At 69.6% G+C, this 18,170-nt stretch carries 19 protein-coding genes and 1 tRNA gene; 13 read left to right on the forward strand and 7 right to left on the reverse strand.

Annotated features, from left to right (window positions below):
• Positions 1–38 precede the first annotated feature (38 nt).
• The 4 genes from QRN40_RS06565 to QRN40_RS06580 all read left to right on the forward strand — a co-directional run bounded on the left by QRN40_RS06565 (position 39) and on the right by QRN40_RS06580 (position 3,454).
• Entirely contained in the window at positions 39–437 is a 399-nt protein-coding gene (locus QRN40_RS06565) for a MerR family transcriptional regulator (RefSeq protein ID WP_285114729.1), read from the forward strand.
• Between the two features lie 134 nt (positions 438–571).
• On the forward strand, positions 572–829 hold the full coding sequence (locus tag QRN40_RS06570) for a hypothetical protein (protein WP_285114730.1): 258 nt from the start codon (positions 572–574) through the stop codon (positions 827–829).
• A gap of 42 nt (positions 830–871) precedes the next feature.
• Complete coding sequence (locus QRN40_RS06575; protein ID WP_285114731.1) at positions 872–1,432, forward strand: dihydrofolate reductase family protein; 561 nt, start codon at positions 872–874, stop codon at positions 1,430–1,432.
• A 90-nt stretch (positions 1,433–1,522) separates the two neighbouring features.
• Positions 1,523–3,454, forward strand: a complete 1,932-nt coding sequence (locus QRN40_RS06580; RefSeq protein ID WP_285114732.1) for a PKD domain-containing protein — start codon at positions 1,523–1,525, stop codon at positions 3,452–3,454.
• A gap of 9 nt (positions 3,455–3,463) precedes the next feature.
• Here QRN40_RS06580 and QRN40_RS06585 read toward each other — a convergent pair whose 3' ends face one another.
• Positions 3,464–4,396, reverse strand: a complete 933-nt coding sequence (locus QRN40_RS06585) for a hypothetical protein (protein WP_285114733.1) — start codon at positions 4,394–4,396, stop codon at positions 3,464–3,466.
• 155 nt (positions 4,397–4,551) lie between these two features.
• On the opposite strand from QRN40_RS06585, the gene QRN40_RS06590 reads away from it, so the two are divergent.
• From QRN40_RS06590 to QRN40_RS06605, 4 genes are all read left to right on the forward strand, one after another.
• Positions 4,552–5,346 carry a hypothetical protein gene (locus tag QRN40_RS06590; protein ID WP_285114734.1) on the forward strand — a complete coding sequence of 265 codons (795 nt, stop codon included), beginning with the start codon at positions 4,552–4,554 and terminating at the stop codon, positions 5,344–5,346.
• Entirely contained in the window at positions 5,343–5,798 is a 456-nt protein-coding gene (locus tag QRN40_RS06595) for a phage holin family protein (RefSeq protein WP_285114735.1), read from the forward strand. The genes QRN40_RS06590 and QRN40_RS06595 overlap by 4 nt, the downstream gene beginning before the upstream one ends.
• Positions 5,795–6,373: a DUF3618 domain-containing protein gene (locus tag QRN40_RS06600; protein ID WP_285114736.1), complete on the forward strand. Its 579-nt coding sequence runs from the start codon at positions 5,795–5,797 to the stop codon at positions 6,371–6,373. Before QRN40_RS06595 ends, QRN40_RS06600 begins: the two co-directional genes overlap by 4 nt.
• Before the next feature lie 108 nt (positions 6,374–6,481).
• A complete protein-coding gene (locus tag QRN40_RS06605) occupies positions 6,482–7,579 on the forward strand; it encodes a YihY/virulence factor BrkB family protein (protein ID WP_285114737.1) in 1,098 nt (365 codons plus the stop codon).
• A gap of 27 nt (positions 7,580–7,606) precedes the next feature.
• Here the strand turns inward: QRN40_RS06605 and QRN40_RS06610 are convergent, their stop codons facing one another.
• The 3 genes from QRN40_RS06610 to QRN40_RS06620 form a co-directional block, all read right to left on the reverse strand.
• Complete coding sequence (locus tag QRN40_RS06610; protein WP_285114738.1) at positions 7,607–8,926, reverse strand: diguanylate cyclase domain-containing protein; 1,320 nt, start codon at positions 8,924–8,926, stop codon at positions 7,607–7,609.
• Between the two features lie 56 nt (positions 8,927–8,982).
• Positions 8,983–9,744: an EAL domain-containing protein gene (locus QRN40_RS06615; protein ID WP_285114740.1), complete on the reverse strand. Its 762-nt coding sequence runs from the start codon at positions 9,742–9,744 to the stop codon at positions 8,983–8,985.
• 114 nt (positions 9,745–9,858) lie between these two features.
• A complete protein-coding gene (locus tag QRN40_RS06620; RefSeq protein WP_285114741.1) occupies positions 9,859–10,551 on the reverse strand; it encodes a hypothetical protein in 693 nt (230 codons plus the stop codon).
• Between the two features lie 113 nt (positions 10,552–10,664).
• Between QRN40_RS06620 and QRN40_RS06625 the strand changes: the two genes are divergently transcribed.
• Genes QRN40_RS06625 through QRN40_RS06645 form a run of 5 tightly spaced genes read left to right on the forward strand, consistent with a single transcriptional unit; the run spans position 10,665 to position 15,277 of the window.
• Positions 10,665–12,044 carry a ferredoxin reductase family protein gene (locus tag QRN40_RS06625; protein ID WP_285114742.1) on the forward strand — a complete coding sequence of 460 codons (1,380 nt, stop codon included), beginning with the start codon at positions 10,665–10,667 and terminating at the stop codon, positions 12,042–12,044.
• A complete protein-coding gene (locus tag QRN40_RS06630) occupies positions 12,041–12,577 on the forward strand; it encodes an FMN-binding protein (RefSeq protein WP_285114743.1) in 537 nt (178 codons plus the stop codon). The genes QRN40_RS06625 and QRN40_RS06630 overlap by 4 nt, the downstream gene beginning before the upstream one ends.
• Complete coding sequence (locus tag QRN40_RS06635) at positions 12,574–13,326, forward strand: FAD:protein FMN transferase (RefSeq protein WP_285114744.1); 753 nt, start codon at positions 12,574–12,576, stop codon at positions 13,324–13,326. Before QRN40_RS06630 ends, QRN40_RS06635 begins: the two co-directional genes overlap by 4 nt.
• 50 nt (positions 13,327–13,376) lie before the next feature.
• Complete coding sequence (locus QRN40_RS06640) at positions 13,377–14,045, forward strand: response regulator transcription factor (RefSeq protein ID WP_350224753.1); 669 nt, start codon at positions 13,377–13,379, stop codon at positions 14,043–14,045.
• On the forward strand, positions 14,042–15,277 hold the full coding sequence (locus tag QRN40_RS06645) for a sensor histidine kinase (RefSeq protein ID WP_285114746.1): 1,236 nt from the start codon (positions 14,042–14,044) through the stop codon (positions 15,275–15,277). The genes QRN40_RS06640 and QRN40_RS06645 overlap by 4 nt, the downstream gene beginning before the upstream one ends.
• Here QRN40_RS06645 and QRN40_RS06650 read toward each other — a convergent pair.
• From QRN40_RS06650 to QRN40_RS06660, 3 genes are all read right to left on the reverse strand, one after another.
• Positions 15,249–16,205, reverse strand: coding sequence for a class C sortase (locus tag QRN40_RS06650; protein WP_285114747.1), 957 nt, complete (start codon positions 16,203–16,205; stop codon positions 15,249–15,251). The two genes, QRN40_RS06645 and QRN40_RS06650, sit on opposite strands and share 29 nt — an antisense overlap.
• Before the next feature lie 72 nt (positions 16,206–16,277).
• Entirely contained in the window at positions 16,278–17,885 is a 1,608-nt protein-coding gene (locus tag QRN40_RS06655) for a SpaH/EbpB family LPXTG-anchored major pilin (protein WP_285114748.1), read from the reverse strand.
• Between the two features lie 157 nt (positions 17,886–18,042).
• Positions 18,043–18,126 (reverse strand) — tRNA-Leu (locus QRN40_RS06660).
• Positions 18,127–18,170: the final 44 nt, after the last annotated feature.

Genomic DNA, 18,170 nt, shown 5'->3' on the forward strand with positions numbered 1-18,170 from the left:
CCCACGGGTCACGGTCTACGCTGGCCGCGGAGGACGACATGAGGATCAGCGAACTCGCCGAACAGGCCGGTGTCACCGTGAAGGCGGTGCGCTACTACGAACGACTCGGGCTCGTGGCACCCCTGCGGCTCTCCAACGGGTACCGCGAGTACGGCGACGAGCACCTCCGCGCCGTGCTCGAGATCCGCGAACTCGCCGCCACCGGCATCCCGCCGGGCAAGGCCCGTCCCTTCATCGAGTGCCTCGGCTCCGGTCACGCCCACAGCGACGAGTGCCCGGCCTCCCGCGACGCCTACCGCGACGGCCTGGCCGAGCTGGATGCGGCGATCGCCTCCCTCGAGCGCCGTCGTGCCCTCCTGGCGAGCCGGCTCGACGGGGCGGAGCACCGCATCCCGGAGGCCGCCTACGGCTGCGGGTGCACGGTCGGCACGCCTTGACCGGCTGCACGGATCATCCCGTGGGATGACCTGCTCGCTACCTCCGGTCGATGCTTCCTCGCGACCGGGACGGTTGACTCGATGGTGTCGACCCGAGCTTGCGGCTCGGGACCTCGACGCGAAGGGGGAGACCGATGACGACACTGGGCCACGGACTGCGAAGCGCACCGACACTCGGTACGGCATCGGTCCCGGTGCGGCGGCGAGCGCGGGGGTTGCTCGCCGCCGTCACCGGCAACGCCTATCTGCAGCTGCTGGTGACGCTGATCGCCCTGGCCGCCGGAGCGGCCGCACTGGTGCTCGGCATCGGGCTCGTGCTCGACGTCTCCGTTCCGTGGATCTTCGACGACGAGCTGCACGCCCTGCGGGCGCTGCTGCCGCAACTCGGCTGAGCTGTCTGGCCGCCGGGCGCCCGTCGCTCTAGAGTCCGGTTCATGGGACGGCTCATCTTCTCCGCCATCGCCTCGGTCGACGGCTACACCGTGGACTCCTCCGGCTCGTTCGACTGGGCGCGCCCTGACCCCGAGGTGCACTCCTTCGTCAACGACCTCGAACGGGATGTCGGAACCTATCTCTACGGCCGGCGCATGTACGAGACCATGAAGGTCTGGCAGGACCTCCCCGGCGCGGGCGACGACCCGGTGACCGCGGACTACGCGCAGGTCTGGCAGAGCGCGGACAAGGTGGTGTACTCGTCGACGCTGGGCGAGGTCACCACACCCCGCACGCGGCTCGAGCCCCGGTTCGATCCGGAGACGGTGCGCCGGCTCGTCGTCGACGCCCCTGGTCGGGTGTCCGTCGGCGGTCCGACCCTCGCCGCGCGCGCTTTCGCCGCCGGCCTCGTGGACGAGGTGCTCCTCATCCTGGTCCCGGTGGCGGTCGGCGGCGGCACTCCGGCCCTGCCGAAGGACCGGTTCCTCCGGCTCGACCTGCAGGAGGCACGACGCTTCGCGGGCGGCACGGTCGCCCTCCATTACGCCGTCGAGCGTTCCTGAGGAGACCTCGACTTCTACTTTCCAGGACGGGCGTCCAGCGCTACCCTGTGCCCGAAGGCCCGAGCCAGAACGGGCCGAGGAGTGTCCGCGATGGCAAAGCATCGAGTCCTCGCGGCGGCCGGACTCACCGCCGCCGTCCTCGCCCTGACGCTCGGCGTCCCGCAGAGCGTGCAAGGAATCGCACCGGGGGCAACCGCCGTGCATTTCACCGCGGCCGGCGACTACGCGATGGCGGCACCGGCGCAGGCCGTGCTGGCCGGCGTCAAGACGCTCGCGCCCGACCTGAACCTGGCGCTCGGCGACATGTCGTACGCAGCGACCGGCCAGGAGCAGGCCTTCTGCGACATGGTCACCCAGAATGTCGGGGCGGGCTTCCCGTTCGAGCTGGTCTCCGGAAACCACGAGAGCAGCGGCCAGAACGGCAACATCAACGACTTCTCCGCCTGCCTCCCCAACCAGCTTCCCGGGGCCGTCGGCACCTACGGACGCGAGTACTACGTCGACGTGCCCCAGGGGTCCCCGCTCGTCCGCTTCATAATGATCTCCCCCGGACTGCCGTACGCCGACGGCACCTGGACGTACGCGACCGGTACCTCCCACTACAACTGGACGCAGGCGGCCATCGACGGCGCACGCGCCGCCGGCACCCCGTGGGTCGTCGTCGGGATGCACAAGCCCTGCCTCACCATGGGCAAGTACGCCTGCGAAGCCGGCCCGGACATCATGAACCTGCTGGTGTCGAAGAAGGTCGACCTCGTGCTCACCGGACACGAGCACCTCTACCAGCGCACCAAGCAGCTGGCGATCGGTCCGAATTGCCCGAGCATCACGCCCGGCACCTTCACCGCGGGGTGCGTCGCCGACTCCGACAGCACCCTGGTGAAGGGCGCCGGCACCGTCTTCGCGACGGTCGGCACCGGCGGCAACGGCAATTACGACATCGTCCCCGACGACGCCGAAGCACCGTACTTCGCCAGCGCGTACGGCAACAGCGGCGCGCCCCTCTACGGCTCCCTCGACGTGACCGCGAACGCGACCCAGCTGACCGCATCCTTCGCCCGGGCCGCGGGCGCCACATTCAACGACGGCTTCGTGATCGGCCCTCCCGCGGCAGGCAACCAGCCGCCGAACGCCGTCTTCGCCTCGTCGTGCACCGATCTGGGCTGCTCGTTCGACGGGACCGGGTCGAGCGATCCCGACGGCACCATCGCCACGTTCGCCTGGGACTTCGGTGACGGCGCCTCCGGGACCGGCGGCACGGTCACCCACACCTACGCAGCGGCAGGAACCTACACCGCACGGCTGACGGTGACCGACGACGCCGGCGCCACCTCGACTGCGACGCGCATCCTGAGCGTGACAGCGCCGCCCCCGCCCACCGACACGCTCGCAGCGGACCCGTTCGAGCGGTCCGTGACCAGCGGCTGGGGCAGCGCGCCGACCGGAGGGGCGTGGACGCTGGCCGGCAGCTCCTCCCTCTACTCGGTCTCAGGCGGTGCCGGGCGCATCCAGCTGCCCACCGGATCGGGCGGAACGGCCCGGCTGGCGGGAGTGAGCGCCACCGGCATCGACTTGCGGCTCGCTCTCGGGCTGGACAAGCTGCCCTCCTCGGGGAACGTCTACGTGACCGTGCAGGGCCGTCGGATCCCCACCGCCGGGGCATATGCCTCGAAGGTGATCATCTCCTCGGTGGGCAAGGTCACCATCCAGATCGTCCGCGTCGATCAGAACGGCGGGAACGAGGTGGTCGTGCAGGCCTCGACGGTCGTGCCGGTCACGTATACGGCCGGCGCCCGCCTGAACGTGCGCGTGCGGACCACCGGGACCGCACCCACGCTGGTCGAGACGAAGGCCTGGCTCGACGGGACGACCGAACCGTCCGCGTGGCAGCGGTCGGCGACGGACGCCACGGCCGCTCTGCAGGGTCCGGGCGGCCTGGCGATCACGGGTTACCTGTCCGGCGGCGTTGCCAACACTCCCGTGACGATGTCGGTGGACGACCTGACGGCGGTGAAGCCCTGAGCCGTCCGCTCAGGCGGCATCCCACCAGCGCAGCACCCGCAGAGCCCGGAGCGTGAGCCACTTGCTCTGGAACCCCTCCATGTCGAACTCGACGATGACCGGGCCTTCGTGGATGTTCTCGAGCACCCAGCGACCGTCCGCGTCCGCCTTCCCGCGCACCAGCTCGACCGCGTCGGCCAGGCGGGGATCCCGTCGGTCCTGCAGCCGGAAGTGCTCCAACCCTCGCAACGCGTCGTGGTACCACCGGACGGGATACGAGAGCATCGTCATGCGCGGGTCCGGGATGGTGCCGTCCGAGCGGCGGCGATAGAGCGAGCGTTCGAGGAGGTACTCCTCGCCCCGGGTGAGCGTCTCCGCCGCGCGCGGGTCGTCGCCGCCGGCGCGCAACCAGGCGCTGAGTCCCTCCACCGAGCAGATGGTGGAGTGGAACGACGACACCTTCGCTCCGTACTCGGCCCAGCAGTTCCACCCGCCGTCGTCGAGCCGCGAATCGACGAGCGTTTCCGCGATCCGGTCGCCGTTCTGACCGAAGTACACGGCGATCGTCAGGGCGACCCCGTTGATGCACGGCTCGGTCTCACCGTCGAAGTACGGCTCGCCGGCGTGCTCCCAGCGAACATTTTCGCGGACCCGCTCGATCGCACGCCGTGCCTCCGGACTCGCCGGGTCGAGCCCGAAATCGACCAGCTGCTGCAGGCTGAAGTGCGTTCCGCTCCATGCGTCGAAGCCGTCGCGTTCCGGAGGGATCCATCCCGGACGGTACGTTCCGCCGTCCCACAGTCCGTCCTCCGCCTGCTCGCTCAGGAAGGTCGCACCCCAGCCCTCGCGCGCCACACGGGCGCGTTCGGCCGCGACATCCTCGGCGCCCGCCCCCATGAGGTCCTGCAGAACCTGCCAACGGATCGCCGGATCGGAGTCGAGCAGCCAGTCGAGGACGTCCATGCGGCACACCCTAGTCACCGCTCCACGGCCGGGGCAGCCCCCGCGTGCGGCTACCCCCCAAGTGAGGAACCGTCAATGACTGGACCCGCTTCGACCGCATGTCTTGAGTGGGCGGCACATCAACCGGACACATCCACCGAAAGGAAACGTCAGTCATGACCATGTCAGACGACCAGTCCGCGGAGACACCGATCTTCGACAGCAGGCGCGATGCCTTCGAGCCGGAGGCCGGGCTTCCCGAGGCCGTGCAGCCGGTCGGCAGCACGACGGGCGGCGAGTCGGGCGGAAGCCAGGGAGGCGTCCGCGACGAGGCGAGTCGCGTTGCCGGCTCTGCGGCCCAGGCCGGAAAGGACGTCGCCGGTACCGCGAAGGAGCAGGCGAAGAACGTCGCCGGTGAGGCCAAGTCCCAGGCCCGGGACCTCTACTACCAGACCCGTGAGGAACTGCGCGGCCAGGCCGCCCAGCAGCAGGAGCGCGTTGCGAGCGGCCTGCACTCCGTCGGCGACGAGCTCGATCAGATGGCCTCCGCCTCCGAGAACGGCGGCATCGCCAGCGACCTGGTCCGCCAGGCCGGCCAGCGTGCCCACTCGATCGCCGGATGGCTCGGCAACCGCGACCCCGGTTCGCTGCTCGACGAAGTCAAGTCGTACGCGCGGCGCAATCCCGGGACGTTCATCGCGGCCGCCGCGATCGCCGGCGCTCTCGCCGGCCGACTCACTCGTGCGCTGGCCAGCGGCGGGAACGACTCCGGCAGCGGAAGCACCAGCGGCACCCGCACCTCCGGGTACACCACGCCGGACTACACGACGCCCGACTACACCGCGGGCTCGACGGCCGGCGTCGGTGGCACCGTCACGGGCGGCACCGTCGGCGGCTATGGCGACGCGTACGACGACGGCAACGACCTTCCCGAGCTCCCGGGCGCGGGCTACACCGGGGGCCGGGCATGACCGATCAGCCCAGTGCCGCCCGGCGCGTCGCCGCCGAGGCCGCCGCCCCAGACGCCGCGGAAGAGCGCGCGGCCAACAGCTCGCTCGGCGAGTTGCTGGGGGAGGTCAGCCGAGACCTCTCCACCCTGATCCGTCAGGAGATGGAACTCGCCAAGGCCGAGATCAAGCAGACCGTTACGCGCGCCGGTAAGGGCGCGGGGCTGCTCGGCGGTGCCGGATACGCAGGCCTCATGGCCGTGTTCTTCCTGTCGGTCGCCCTGTGGTGGGCGCTCGGCTACCTGGTGGGCAACGCCTGGTCCGCGGTGATCGTCGCCATCATCTGGGGCATCGTCGCGCTGATCCTGTACACCCGTGGGCGCAAGCAATTGAAGACCGTCGAAGGCGCCCCCCAGACCGTCGAGACGGTCAAGGAAATCCCGGAGACACTGAAACCGAACGGAGAGAACCGATGAGCGACGACCCCGACGCGATCCGCGCCGACATCGAGGCCACCCGCCGCAACCTGAGCGGCGACGTGGACGCACTGGCCGACAAGGTCACCCCAAGCAAGATCGCCGAGCGCCAGACGCGCAAGGTGAAGGGTGCTTTCCACTCCCTCAGCGACAGGGTCATGGGCACCGCGGACGACGTCCGCAGCAACGTGAGCGGCACCGCTTCGGACGCCGGCGACGCCGTGGCCGACGCGGGACGCACGGTCGTGAATAAGGCGCAGGGCAACCCGCTCGCCGTCGGCCTCATCGCCTTCGGTGTCGGCGCCCTCGTAGCCTCTCTCATCCCGGCGAGCACCAAGGAGAAGGAGCTCGCGTCGTCCGCCAAGGACGCCGCGCAGCCGCTGCTCCAGGAGGCCGCCGAGGTCGGCAAGCAGGTCGCCAACGACCTGAAGGAGCCGGCGCAGCAGGCTGTCCAGTCGGTCAAGGAGACCGCGCAGGAGGGTGTCTCCACCGTCAAGGAGGAGGCCACCGACCGCGCGAGCGACGTCGCCGACGACGCCAAGCAGTCGGGACAGCGCCTGCAGTCAGACCAGTAACGCTTCACCGAGACACGCGGCGGAAGGCCATCCCCCGGGCCTTCCGCCGCGTTTTTTGATCCCTCGAAGACCCCCGAACACCCCGCACCACACCGAGAGGACGCCACGATGAGCGAAATCGGGGCCAGCAAGCGCCTGGCCGATGCCCCCGCCCCCGAGGACTCCCGCAAGCCGGACAGTCCGCCCCATCTCGACAAGCCCTCGTGGAAGCTGATCTTCAAGCGGACGCTCCGCGAGTTCAGCACCGACAAGTGCACCGATATCGCGGCCTCACTGACGTACTACGGCATCCTGTCGATCTTTCCCGCCCTCATCGCGCTGGTCTCGCTGCTGGGCGTGTTCGGGCAGGGCAAGTCGGCGACGGACGCCATGTTCGGCATCATCAAGGGCGTCGCGCCCGGATCGACCGCGAAGCTGTTGCAGGGACCGATCGAGAACGCGGTCAATTCGCCCGCATCCGGCTTCGCCCTGGTCTTCGGCATCGTGCTGGCGATCTGGTCGGCCTCGGGCTACGTCGGTGCGTTCTCGCGCGCGATGAACCGCATCTACGAGATCGACGAGGGCCGACCGTTCTGGAAGCTGAAGCCCCAACAGCTTCTCGTCACCGTCATCACGCTGGTCCTGGTCACGATCGTGGCCCTCATCCTGGTCGTCTCGGGACCGGTGACCAAGGCCATCGGCGACACCCTCCACATCGGCACCGCACCGCAGATCGCCTGGGAGATCGCGAAGTGGCCCCTGCTGCTCATCGTGGTCGTGATCATCATCGCCGTGCTCTACTACGCGACTCCCAACTCGAAGCAGCCGAAGTTCAAGTGGATCAGCATGGGCGCGATCATCGCGATCGTCGTGCTGGCAGTCGCGACGTTCCTGTTCGCGTTCTACGTGGCGACGTTCGCCAACTACGAGAAGACCTACGGTCCGCTCGCCGGCGTGATCGTGTTCCTGCTCTGGGTGTGGATCGCGAACCTCGCGCTGCTGTTCGGTGCGGAGTTCGACGCGGAGACGGAGCGCGGCCGTGAGCTGCAGGCCGGGATGGAAGCTGAGGAGACCATCCAGCTGCCGCCGCGCGACACCCGCCTCAGCGAGAAGTCGGAGGAGAAGGAGCAGAAGCTCATCGACGAGGCACGTCAGCTCCGCGAGAACGCGGACGACGACGACTCGGACGGCACCGACGCCCGCTCCGACGCCTCCCGCACTCGCTGAACACGGTCGGGATGCCGCGCGACCGGTTCAGCCGACCGGTATCCCGACCACGCGGTTGCCGCCGGCGTTCTTCGCCGAGTACATGGCGTGATCGGCCTCGCGGATCAGACGGTCGGGAGTCCACGCCGGATCCTCGGTGCGCGCGATCGACAGACCGATGCTCGCACTGATCGGGAAGCCTTCGGGGATGTCGGCGAACGGAAGCTCGATGGCCTGCCGGATGCGGTCGGCCACCTCTTCGGCGGCGGCGACCTCGGGCACTTCGCACACGACCACGAACTCGTCGCCGCCGTAGCGGGCGACCAGGTCGTCCTGGCGGACCGCAGCCTGAAGCCGCTCGCCGACCTCGCGCAGCAGCAGGTCGCCGGTGTGATGTCCGAGGCCGTCGTTGACGCGCTTGAAGCCGTCCAGATCGATGAACAGCGTTGCGACGAGCGTCGAGGTGGACCGCTGGTACTCGAGCAGCTCCGTCTCCAGCAGCCGACGATTCGGCAGGCCCGTCGTCTCGTCGTGCATGGCGGCGTGCTCCAGCTGGCGCTGCAGTCGCAGGGTGGTGATCGCCTGGGCCGCCTGTCCGGCGAGCGCGTCGGCCAGCGGCGCGGCCTCGGAGTCGAACTCGCGAGGGTGCAGGAAGAAGGCGGAGAACAGTCCGAAGAGCACATCGTCGTGCTGGATGGGCGCGACGAGCACGGCGTGCACGCCGGCGTCGCGCATGGCCTGGCCGAGCACCGGGGCGACGGCGTCCGCCGCGGCCGTCCCGCTGATCGTGATGACCCGACGGAGCTCTCGGGCCTGTTCGGCGAGCGAATGCGTCTGGTCGAGGAAGCGCATGGGATTGCTGCCGGACGCCTGCACGAACTCGCCGGAGTCGTCGAGGAGGAAGACCGCGGTCTGCTCCGCCTGGTACGCCTTGGTGACGGTGGACGCGAGGATGTCGCCGAGTGCCTGCTCCGTGGTGGCCGCGGAGAAGGCGATCGAGGAGTCGATGATCAACTGCAGTCGGTTCCGCGTACGTTCCTGCAGAGCGTGCGTGCGCACCATCTCCTGCTCGCGTTCCGCACGCTCCGTGCCGTCGACCAGCACCAGCAGTTCTCCGTCGGTGGCGGGGCGGCTCCCGACGATCACGGGCCGCGACGAGCCGTCGACGTGAGCGAGCCGGACGAATCCGTCCGAGGTTCCGCCCGGTCCGGAGACGCGCGTCCTCAGCGACAGGAACGGTCGGCCCTCGAGCTCGCTGCGGGACAACCCCGTCCAGGCGACGAAGACCTCGTTCGCCTCCCGGATCCGGCCCTCTTCATCGAGTTCGACGAGGGCGCAGGGCAAGTCGTCCGCTGCAAGGGGGCGCACCGCACTCTCCTTCGGATGACTGGGCCGCTCGGCGGCTGGTGGATACACGATCGAATTTAGCGCACGAACGATCGAAGCCAGTCCTCGAACACATCGGGCGGCGACGGGCGAGCGATGTGGAATCCCTGCCCCCGGTCGCATCCCGCGGCCGTGATGTGCTCCAACTGGTCCTGCGTCTCCACGCCTTCGGCGACCACGCGCATCCCACTGCGGTGCGCGACGGTCACCGCATCGGCGACGGCATCCCAGTCCCCGGCGGCCACGAGGCTGCGGTCGATCTTGAGTTCGCGGGCGTGCACGGCGACCGCCCGTTCGATGGAGGAATGCCCCGAGCCGAAGTCGTCGATGGAGACCGTCACGCCCCAGTGCTGGATGATGTCGAGCCGCCCGGCCACCACCGCGTAGTCGTCGATCCGCTCGGCCTCCGTCACCTCCACGATCAGAGCCGCCGGCGGAAGGCCCGACTCGGCGAGCTGGCGCTCCAGCTCGTCGAAGAAGAGGTCCGTCTCGAGCTGCAGAGGCGACACGTTGACGGCGACGGAGAGCATGTTGCCGTGCTCGCGCCACTCCCGCCCGATCCGGCAGCACTCCTGCAGTGCGAACAGTCCAAGATCGTGGATGGACCCCGTCGCCTCCGCGAGCGCGATGAACTCAGCCGGAGGGATGGGGCCGCGCGTCGGGTGCATCCACCGGGACAGCCCCTCGACCGCCACGACCTCTCCGGTGGCGAGGTCGATCTGCGGCTGAACGTGGATTTCGAGTTGGCGCGCGGCGATGGCATCGGACAGCTCCTTCGCCTCCGCTTCGCACGTCACCACGCCCAGCCTCCTCGCGCGCGCCGCCAAGGCGCACGGTGGCGATAGTGCCCGGATGCGGGACGCCTGTCAACTGGGTCGCCCTGCGCCGGGCTCGCTGCCGGAGGCGTGGCGCCCTCAGATTTCCGGATCGCGCGGTCGCAGATCGGCGCGCGGGAACTCGGCGTCGAAGTCGCCGGTCGGGTCCTGCTGGCGCAGCGTGTTCACGATGCTGGGGCCCGAGCCGACGGGCGAGAACGCGACGCGTTCCCCGCGGACGCTGCTCTGGTAGGTCTTCATCGCGCCGTCGACCGGCAGGTCGATCTCGGCCGGAGGGTGACCCTCGTCGAGCGGGACCGCGCGCTGGGTCGTGGTGCCGTCCTCCTCGACGAAGTCCGCGATGCCGAAGCTGAGCCGCCCGCGGTCGAACGACACCCTGACGAGGAGGTAGGTGCGCAGCCCGTCGTCGCTCAGCGCATCCAGCTCGTCCACCAGCCGGGCCACGTCGTCGGTGAGGCCGCCCCGCGAACCGGAGTCGTGGGCCTCCGACGCCCACTCCCGCACGTGCCCGGCGAGGTCCGCGATGGCGGCCTCGTACGACGACGGCGACGTGCCCTGGATGCCGAACTCGCCCCACTCCGCCCAGTAGCGGTCGTTCTCGTCGTCGTGGCCGACGGGGACCGCGAGGCGAACCCGTGCGGTGCGGGAGGCCTCCCACGCCGCCAGCTCGTCGGCCGAGAACAGTGCCCGCAGCTGCCGGACCGCGTCCTCGTCGTCCAGCCCGGCGGCGGAGGCGAGAATGGCCCGCTCGAAGAACGCGTTGTCGTCCACAGGGCTCCCTTCGTCATCACCAGCATCCCACCCGCCGCAACTCATACCCTGCCCATAGGCGGCTCCCAGGCCACGTAAGAATCCACCAAGAATCCACCCGCATTGTTGATGACATGGATCAGACCTTGAGCGTTGCGCCCCCGAGCCGCCGGGTTCTCGGCCGCCGGCGGTCGGCCGGCGCCCGGCGCGGCGCCCGGGCGGTGCGCGCCGCCGTCGCCGCGGGCGTCCTGCTGGTGCTCGGGATGTGGTGGGTCAGCGTCCCGAGCGGCTTCGCCGCGACCCCGGCGGACGCACTCACCTCGCTGGGCGAGTTGAGTGGGATGGTCGGCGCCTTCCTCATCTGCGTGCAGGTGCTGCTGATCGCGCGCGTCCCGTGGTTCGAGACCGCGGTCGGGCTCGACAAGCTGGTGTCGTGGCACCGCTCCCTGGGTGCCTCCGTGCTGTTCCTGGTGGTCGCGCACGTGCTGTTCCTCGTGTTCGGGGGCGAGCTGGCCGACCGCAACCCGGCCTGGACCGAGTTCGTCTCGATCCTGCAGTCCTACCCCGACATGCTGACCGCGCTCGTCGGAACTCTCGCGTTCCTGGGCGTCGGCCTGAGCAGCGCCCGCCTCATCCGGGCCCGGCTGTCGTACGAAGTCTGGTATTGGCTGCACCTCACCACCTACGTGTCGATCTACCTGACGTTCTCGCACCAGCTGAGCGGTGGCGCGCACTTCGTCTCCGACCCGTGGAACCGGGTCATCTGGATCGCCCTCTACCTGGGGACCGCGTCCGCCGTCCTCACCTGGCGATTCATCCTCCCCACGCTCGACGCGTGGCGGGGACGGATGCGCGTGGTCAGCGTCGTCCCCGAGAGCGAGGGCGTCAACAGCGTCTGGCTCACCGGTCCGCACATCGAGCGACTCGGAGTGCAGGCGGGCAACTTCCTGCTCTTCCGGTTCTTCAGCCGCGGTCACCTCGGCACAGCGCATCCCTATTCGGTCTCCGCTGTCCCGGCGAACGGCTACCTGCGGATCACCGTCGGGGCGATCGGCGACCACAGCAGCCGTCTTCCCCTGCTGCGCCCGGGATCGCTGGTCTTCGCGGAGGGGCCGTTCGGCCGCTTCACCGCGGACCGCGCAAGCCGTCCGCGCATCCTGCTCATCGCCGGCGGCGCGGGGATCGGCCCCATCCGCGCGCTCGCGGAGGAGCTGGTGCGACGGGGCGGCCGGCCGGTCGTGCTCTACCGGGCCCGATCCGCACAGCGACTCGCCCTGCTCGGCGAGCTGCAGTCGCTGCCGGGCGTCCAGGTCATCCCCCTGGTCGGTCGGCGCAGCGAGCTGGGTTACGACCCGCTCGACGCGGAGCCGCTCCGCCGGCTCATCCCCGACCTCCACGACTGGGAGGCCTTCATCTGCGGCCCGGAGGGCATGGGCGAACGCGCCGAAGCCTCGCTCCGGGCACTGCGGATGCCGAAGCGCTTCATCCACCGAGAAGAACTGAGCATGTCATGAACAGCAGATCCTGGCGGGGCACCGTCCTCTTCACCGTCATCCTGGTCGTCATGGGCGCGACGGTGGGACTCAAGCTGTACGGTCTGGGCACCGATGTCGCGGCGGCGCCGACCTCCGTCCACTCGACGACCGGTTCGGGATCCGGGTCGAACGGCTCGAACGGGTCCACCGGGTCCGGCACCACGGACACCTCGGGCGGCGCGACGACGACCACCGCCACGCCTGCGCCCTCCGCATCCTCCTCGGCGTCGTCGTCCGCTGCGACGAGAGTCATCACGGGCTCTGCCGTCGACACGCGCTACGGAGCCGTACAGGTGAAGGTGACGTTCTCCGGCAGCACCATCACCGCTGTGGACACGGTCCAGTCGCCGGACCGCGACGGACGCGACATCGAGATCAACAACCAGGCCCTTCCGATCCTCGAGCAGGAGGTGCTCTCCTCGCAGTCCGCGAACATCGACACGGTGTCGGGGGCGACCTACACCTCCGAGGGATACATCCAGTCGGTGCAGTCGGCGATCGACCAGCGATGAGATTCGTCGAGACGGTGATGGGCATCCCCATGTCGATCGACATCCGGGACGAGCAGGATGCGGCCCCGGCCGCCGAGCGCGCCTTCCAGGTCCTGAAAGCTGCGGACCGGCGCTTCAGCAGTTACCGTCCCGACAGCGAACTAAGCCGCGCGAACGCGGCCGGTGGCACAGCCGCCGAATACAGTGCCGACTTCCGTGAAGTGGTCGCGATCGGCGAGGCAGCGGGTCGGGACTCGGGCGGCGCCTTCCGGATCCGCCTCGACGACGGCACCTGGGATCTCGACGGCGTCGTGAAGGGATGGGCGGCCGCACGGGCCGCGCGGGAGCTCGCCGCGTCGGGCGTGCGCAACTTCTGCCTGAACGCCGGCGGCGATGTCGTCGCCGCAGGCAGCCCCGGCGGCGAGCGCCCCTGGAACGTCGGCATCCGCTCGCCGCACGCCCCGAGTGACATGATGGCCGTCCTGGCGGTCTCCGACGTGGGCGTGGCGACGTCGGGACTGTACGAGCGCGGCGCGCACATCGTCGACGGGCGCGACGGCTCCACCCCCCGCTCCCTCCTCAGCGTGACCGTGGTGGCCGACGACCTGACCACCGCCGACGTCCTCGCGACCGCGGTCTTCGGGCTGGGCCGCGAGGGCATCGACTGGGCCCTGACCGCCGGCGCTCGCGGAGTCCTCGCGATGGATGCGTCCAACCGGCTGCTGCGGGCCGGCGACCTGGCGTTCGCGCGGCCGGAGCACGCCGCGTGACCCTCACGCCTCCCCCGACTGGCGCCAGGACGGCCTCTTATACTTCGGAGGTGAGCGGATCGTCGCGGGTGCTGATCGCCGAGGACGACGTCCGTCTCGCGGGGATGCTCGAGGGCCTGCTCCGGTCGGAAGGATTCGATGTCGAGGTCGCTCGCGACGGCCAGCGGGCCCTCCACCTCGGCTTGACCGCGGGATTCGACGCGATCGTCCTCGACCGCGGCCTGCCCGCCGTGGAGGGACTGGACGTCCTGCGCCGCCTCCGTGACAGCGGGATCACCACGCCCATCCTCGTGCTGTCCGCCCTCGGGACCGCCCCCGACCGCGTCGACGGCCTCAACGCGGGTGCTGAGGACTACGTGGCGAAACCCTTCGACATCGACGAGCTCGTCGCGCGCGTCCGCGCGCTGACACGTCGCGCCTCCGCCGTCGTTCCGACCGTCCGCTTCCCCGGCGGCAGGCTCGACCCCGAGAGCCGCACCGTCACCCTCGACGACGACACCACGACCGCGCTGTCCGAGCGCGAGTCCGCGCTCCTGGAGCTGCTGGCACGGCGTCCCGGCCAGGTGTTCTCGCGCGCGCTGCTCCTTGAAGAGGTGTTCGCCGCCGCCGACGACCCCGGCGTCGTCGACACCTACGTGCACCACCTGCGCCGCAAATTCGGGCGCTCGCTGATCGAGACGGTCCGCGGCGTCGGCTACCGGATGGGCTCCCTGTCGTGAGCGGAGCGGACGAGCGCGAGCTGCGCTCCGCATCCCTTCGCCTGGCCGCGCAGTTCGCCCTGATCATCGTGGCGCTGTTCATCGCACTCGGCGTGGTCGTCTACAGCGTCGTCTCGGCGGGGCAAGCGGAGGCGGCCCGCAAGGTGCTCGCGGACGCCTCGATGGTGGATTCGGTGCACGACGCCCCGCGGAACCTGCTGATCACCGTGGTGACGCCCGGGGGTCGCGAAAGCTCTCCGAATCTCCCCGCCGGACTCCCTGACGAGGCCGCGCTCCGGCAGGTCGAGGAGCACGGCGGATCGGTGTCGGGCGACGTCGAGGCCGACGGCCGGCGCTACCTCGTCCAGACGGATGTGCGCCGCGGCAAGGTCGTGCAGATCGCGTACAGTCTCGCCGAGCAGCAGGAGGAGCTGAACCGGCTCCTGGTCGCCTTGATCGCGTCCGGCATCGTCGCGACGATCGCTGCCGCGGGCATCGGGCTGGTGCTCGCCCGCCGGTCGATCAGACCACTGGCGGACGCCCTGGCGTTGCAGCGCCGCTTCGTCGCGGACGCCGGGCACGAGTTGCGCACACCGCTCACCCTTCTCAGCACCCGCGCCCAGCTGCTCCGCAGGCATGTGGTGTCGGCGACGGCCGCCGACCCTGCAACCCCGAACGACCCCGTCGACGACGAGCTGCGGAACGGATTGGACGAGATCATCGACGACAGCCGGGCACTGACCGAGATCGTGCAGGACCTGCTGACGGCGGCCGATCCGCGCCAGACGGCCGAGAGCGAGGGTGTCGACCTGAGCGAGGTGGCGACCGCGGTCGCCCGCTCCGCCGCGGGCCGCGCCGCCGAACGCGGTCTGACCGTCGAGGTGGAGGCCGAACAGGGCAGCGAGGTCACGGGCGCTCCCGTCTCGTTGCGGCGCATGGTCGTCGCCCTGATCGACAACGCCTTGGATCATGCGCGGTCACGCATCCGGCTTTCTGTGACGTCGTCGCGCGACACGGTCGTCCTGACTGTCGAGGATGACGGCCCCGGCTTCTCCGCCGACGTGTCGAAGCGCGCGTTCGAGCGCTTCGCCACCACGAGGGATGCGGATCCCGGAGAGGAGCGCACCCGGCACTACGGTCTCGGCCTCGCCCTGGTCTCGGAGGTGGCGACGCGTCATCAGGGCTCGGTGGAGGCGTCCAACGGCCCCGCCGGCGGAGCCGTGGTCACCGTCCGACTCCCCCGGCGCGCCTGAGTCGCGATCGCCGCCGTCTCTTTCCCCTCGGCGCGAAGTGCAGCCCTCGAGGCGGGAACACTCGCCCCGCCCACCCGGTGTACACGCCGATCAGCAGAAGCGCGGCCAGGTAGCTCACGGCCCACCACGGGAACCCGAGCTCGGCCTCGCTGTTCTTCGCCGCGCTCACATCCTCCGGCGGCGCAGGAAGGATGCGCGTGCCGGTGACCAGGATCCGGTGGGTGCTGATGCCGAGGGGCGTGCAGGTCACCAGCGTGACGAGGTCCTCGCCTGCTTGCTGACGGAGCGTTGCGCTGTCCTCGGGCTTCACCACCCGGATGTCGTACACCTCGTAGGTGCTCACCTTCCCGAACGTCGAAAGGGTGAACCGGTCACCCTTCTTGACCTTGTCGAGGTCGGTGAACATCGTCGCGTCGGCCAGCCCGCGGTGGGCGGTGATGACCGCGTGCGTGCTTTTGCCGCCGACGGGTAGCGAGGTGCCCTGCAGGTGACCGGCACCCTTGAGGAGCGTTGCATCACTGGTGCCGTGGTAGATCGGCAGGTCGACGTCGATGGCGGGGATCTGGATCCGCGACATCACCTCGTTGGGCGCGCGCAGCAGCCTCCAGTAGTCATAGATCTGGTGACTGCTCGTGCCGGATCCGGTGGGAACGTGCGTGTTCGCTTCGAGAATCGCCCCGGACGACAGCGCGTCGTTGTAGCGGTGCGCCTCTCTCACCTGCTCGGACGGGGTCGGCCTCACCTTCGTGAGCGCCTCGCTGTAGCGGGCGATCACGAGTGACTGGTTGTACGCGGCCAGCCAACGTGCTGCGGGCGAGTATGTCAGCGTCGTCGCTCCGATGAGTGCGATGATCGCGACCAGGATGATCAGCGTGCTGGGTCGCCACCGGCGGCGGCGGACATTGTGGCGCGGGCGGTACGTGGGCATCAGCTCGGCTTCGGGCTCTGAGGAGAGGGGCGGGCCGAATAGTCGACCCGCCCCTCTGCCTCTGGGTGCTGGTCAGGCGTTCTCGCGACGGTTCGCGCGGCGACGGACGACGAGGACGCCGCCGAGGGCCATGACGATCAGCGCTATTCCGCCGATGGTCAGCGCGAGCTGGACGCTGGAACCGGTGAACGGCAGCTGGGGGACGCCCTGCTGCGTGTTCTCGATCGTGGCGATCGGGGTGGCGCCGTTCGCGCCGGACTTCACCATGACGGGGGTGAGCGCGGCGGCACCGGTGGGCAGGACGAACCCGTTGGGCGCCTGGATCTCCTCGAGCACGTAGCAGCGCTGTCGCAGGTCGTGTCCAGCGACGGTCGTGTTGGACACGGTCCCATCGGCAGCGACCGTCTTCTCGGTGTCGCCCACCCAGAGCCCCGGGATGACGACGGTGCCGGTGCTGTCAGCGGTGACCACGTAGGGGTTGCTCGTGCCTGCAGTGGTGACCTTCGCCAGCCCGGTGATGTCCGCCGTGCAGGCGCTGGTGCCGTCGGTGGTGCCCACGTAGAGCTGGAACTTCGCGCCGGACAGGCCGTCCGACGTGTTGGCGGCGTTGACCTTCTGGAAGGTCAGATCGCCCCAGCGCGTGGTGATCGTGGTCGACGGGGATCCGTTCGGGCCATTGGCGCTGCCCGGCGTGAGGTCGAAGTCGTTCAGGTTCACGAACGCCTGGTTGTCGATGTCTCCGGGCGCGTTCGCCCTCGCCTCGAAGCCGAAGACCACATTCTGTCCGGCGACGAGCTTCGCGAGTCCGGCCGGGGTGAACGTGACCGTGAGGGTCTGTCCCGACCATACGGCGGTGTAATCGTTACCCGACACGAAGGTCGTCGCGCCCGCCTTCACCGTGACCGGGGTGCCGGTCGCGGGGGTCAGCTTCGCATCCAGCGTGTCCGTCAGCACGAACTTCGTGTACGGCGCACCGGCGGCGAGGGCAGGGACGAGCTGCGTGACTTCGTAGTCGATCGCCGAACCGAGCAGCGCACCGTTCGTCGGCTGGTCGACCACGTTCTTGGTCGGGCCGTTCGCGATGGTGTTCTTCGGGTAGACGTTGACGTCGTAGACCCACGTGCCGTCGAGCGTCGTGCCGTTCTGCGGTGTCGGCAGGGTGACGATGAACGGCGCCGCCTTCTCCACCACGTTGCCGGGCGCGGAGACCTCTCGCACGAAGTACGCACCCAGCGGCAGCGTGGCCGAGGTCGCGGTTCCCGTGGCATCCGTGGCCGGCAGACTCGTGCAACCGCTGAGCGTGTACTGGTTCGGGGCCGCCCCGAGCGTCGTCACCTGCGGATCCGCGGCCGCCTGCTTGTCGGTCGCGGTGATCGCATTGATGTCGTCCCAGCCCGCGTTGGTCCCGTCGAGCAGGTCGATCCCGCTGATCGAGCAGTACTGGAACACGACACCGGCGATCGGTTGCGTGCTCGGATCGGTGGTTCCGGTGCCGGATGCGTTCTGATCACCGTCGCCCGGGTTCGCGTACTTGTGGACGATGATCGATCCCTGCTGGGCGGTGTCGATGGACGCCGCACTCGCCGGCGTACCGGCCGCGAGGGCCCCCAGCACACCCAATGACAACGCTGCTCCGGCAGCAAGCGGTGTGCGCCCGCGGTGCCGTGTGATTGCACTCATGTTTTGTACTTCTTTCCTTCCCGCTCCACCGCGAGGATGCGATGAGGTCTTGGTAGGAAAGACGAGCGCCGACGCCGTTCGCGACGAACCGAGCTGCCCATAGAAAGCAAAAGAGGAAGGCCCCCGATTTCTCGGGGGCCTTCCTCTTTTTGGTTCGTGCGCGAGGGGGGACTTGAACCCCCACGCCCTTTCGAGCACTGGCACCTGAAGCCAGCGCGTCTGCCAATTCCGCCACTCGCGCGAACCCAGGAACTCTAACACGGTGCTCGGATCGTTCACCAATCG

It is taken from the genome of Leifsonia sp. fls2-241-R2A-40a, from assembly GCF_030209575.1.
GTDB lineage: Bacteria > Actinomycetota > Actinomycetes > Actinomycetales > Microbacteriaceae > Leifsonia.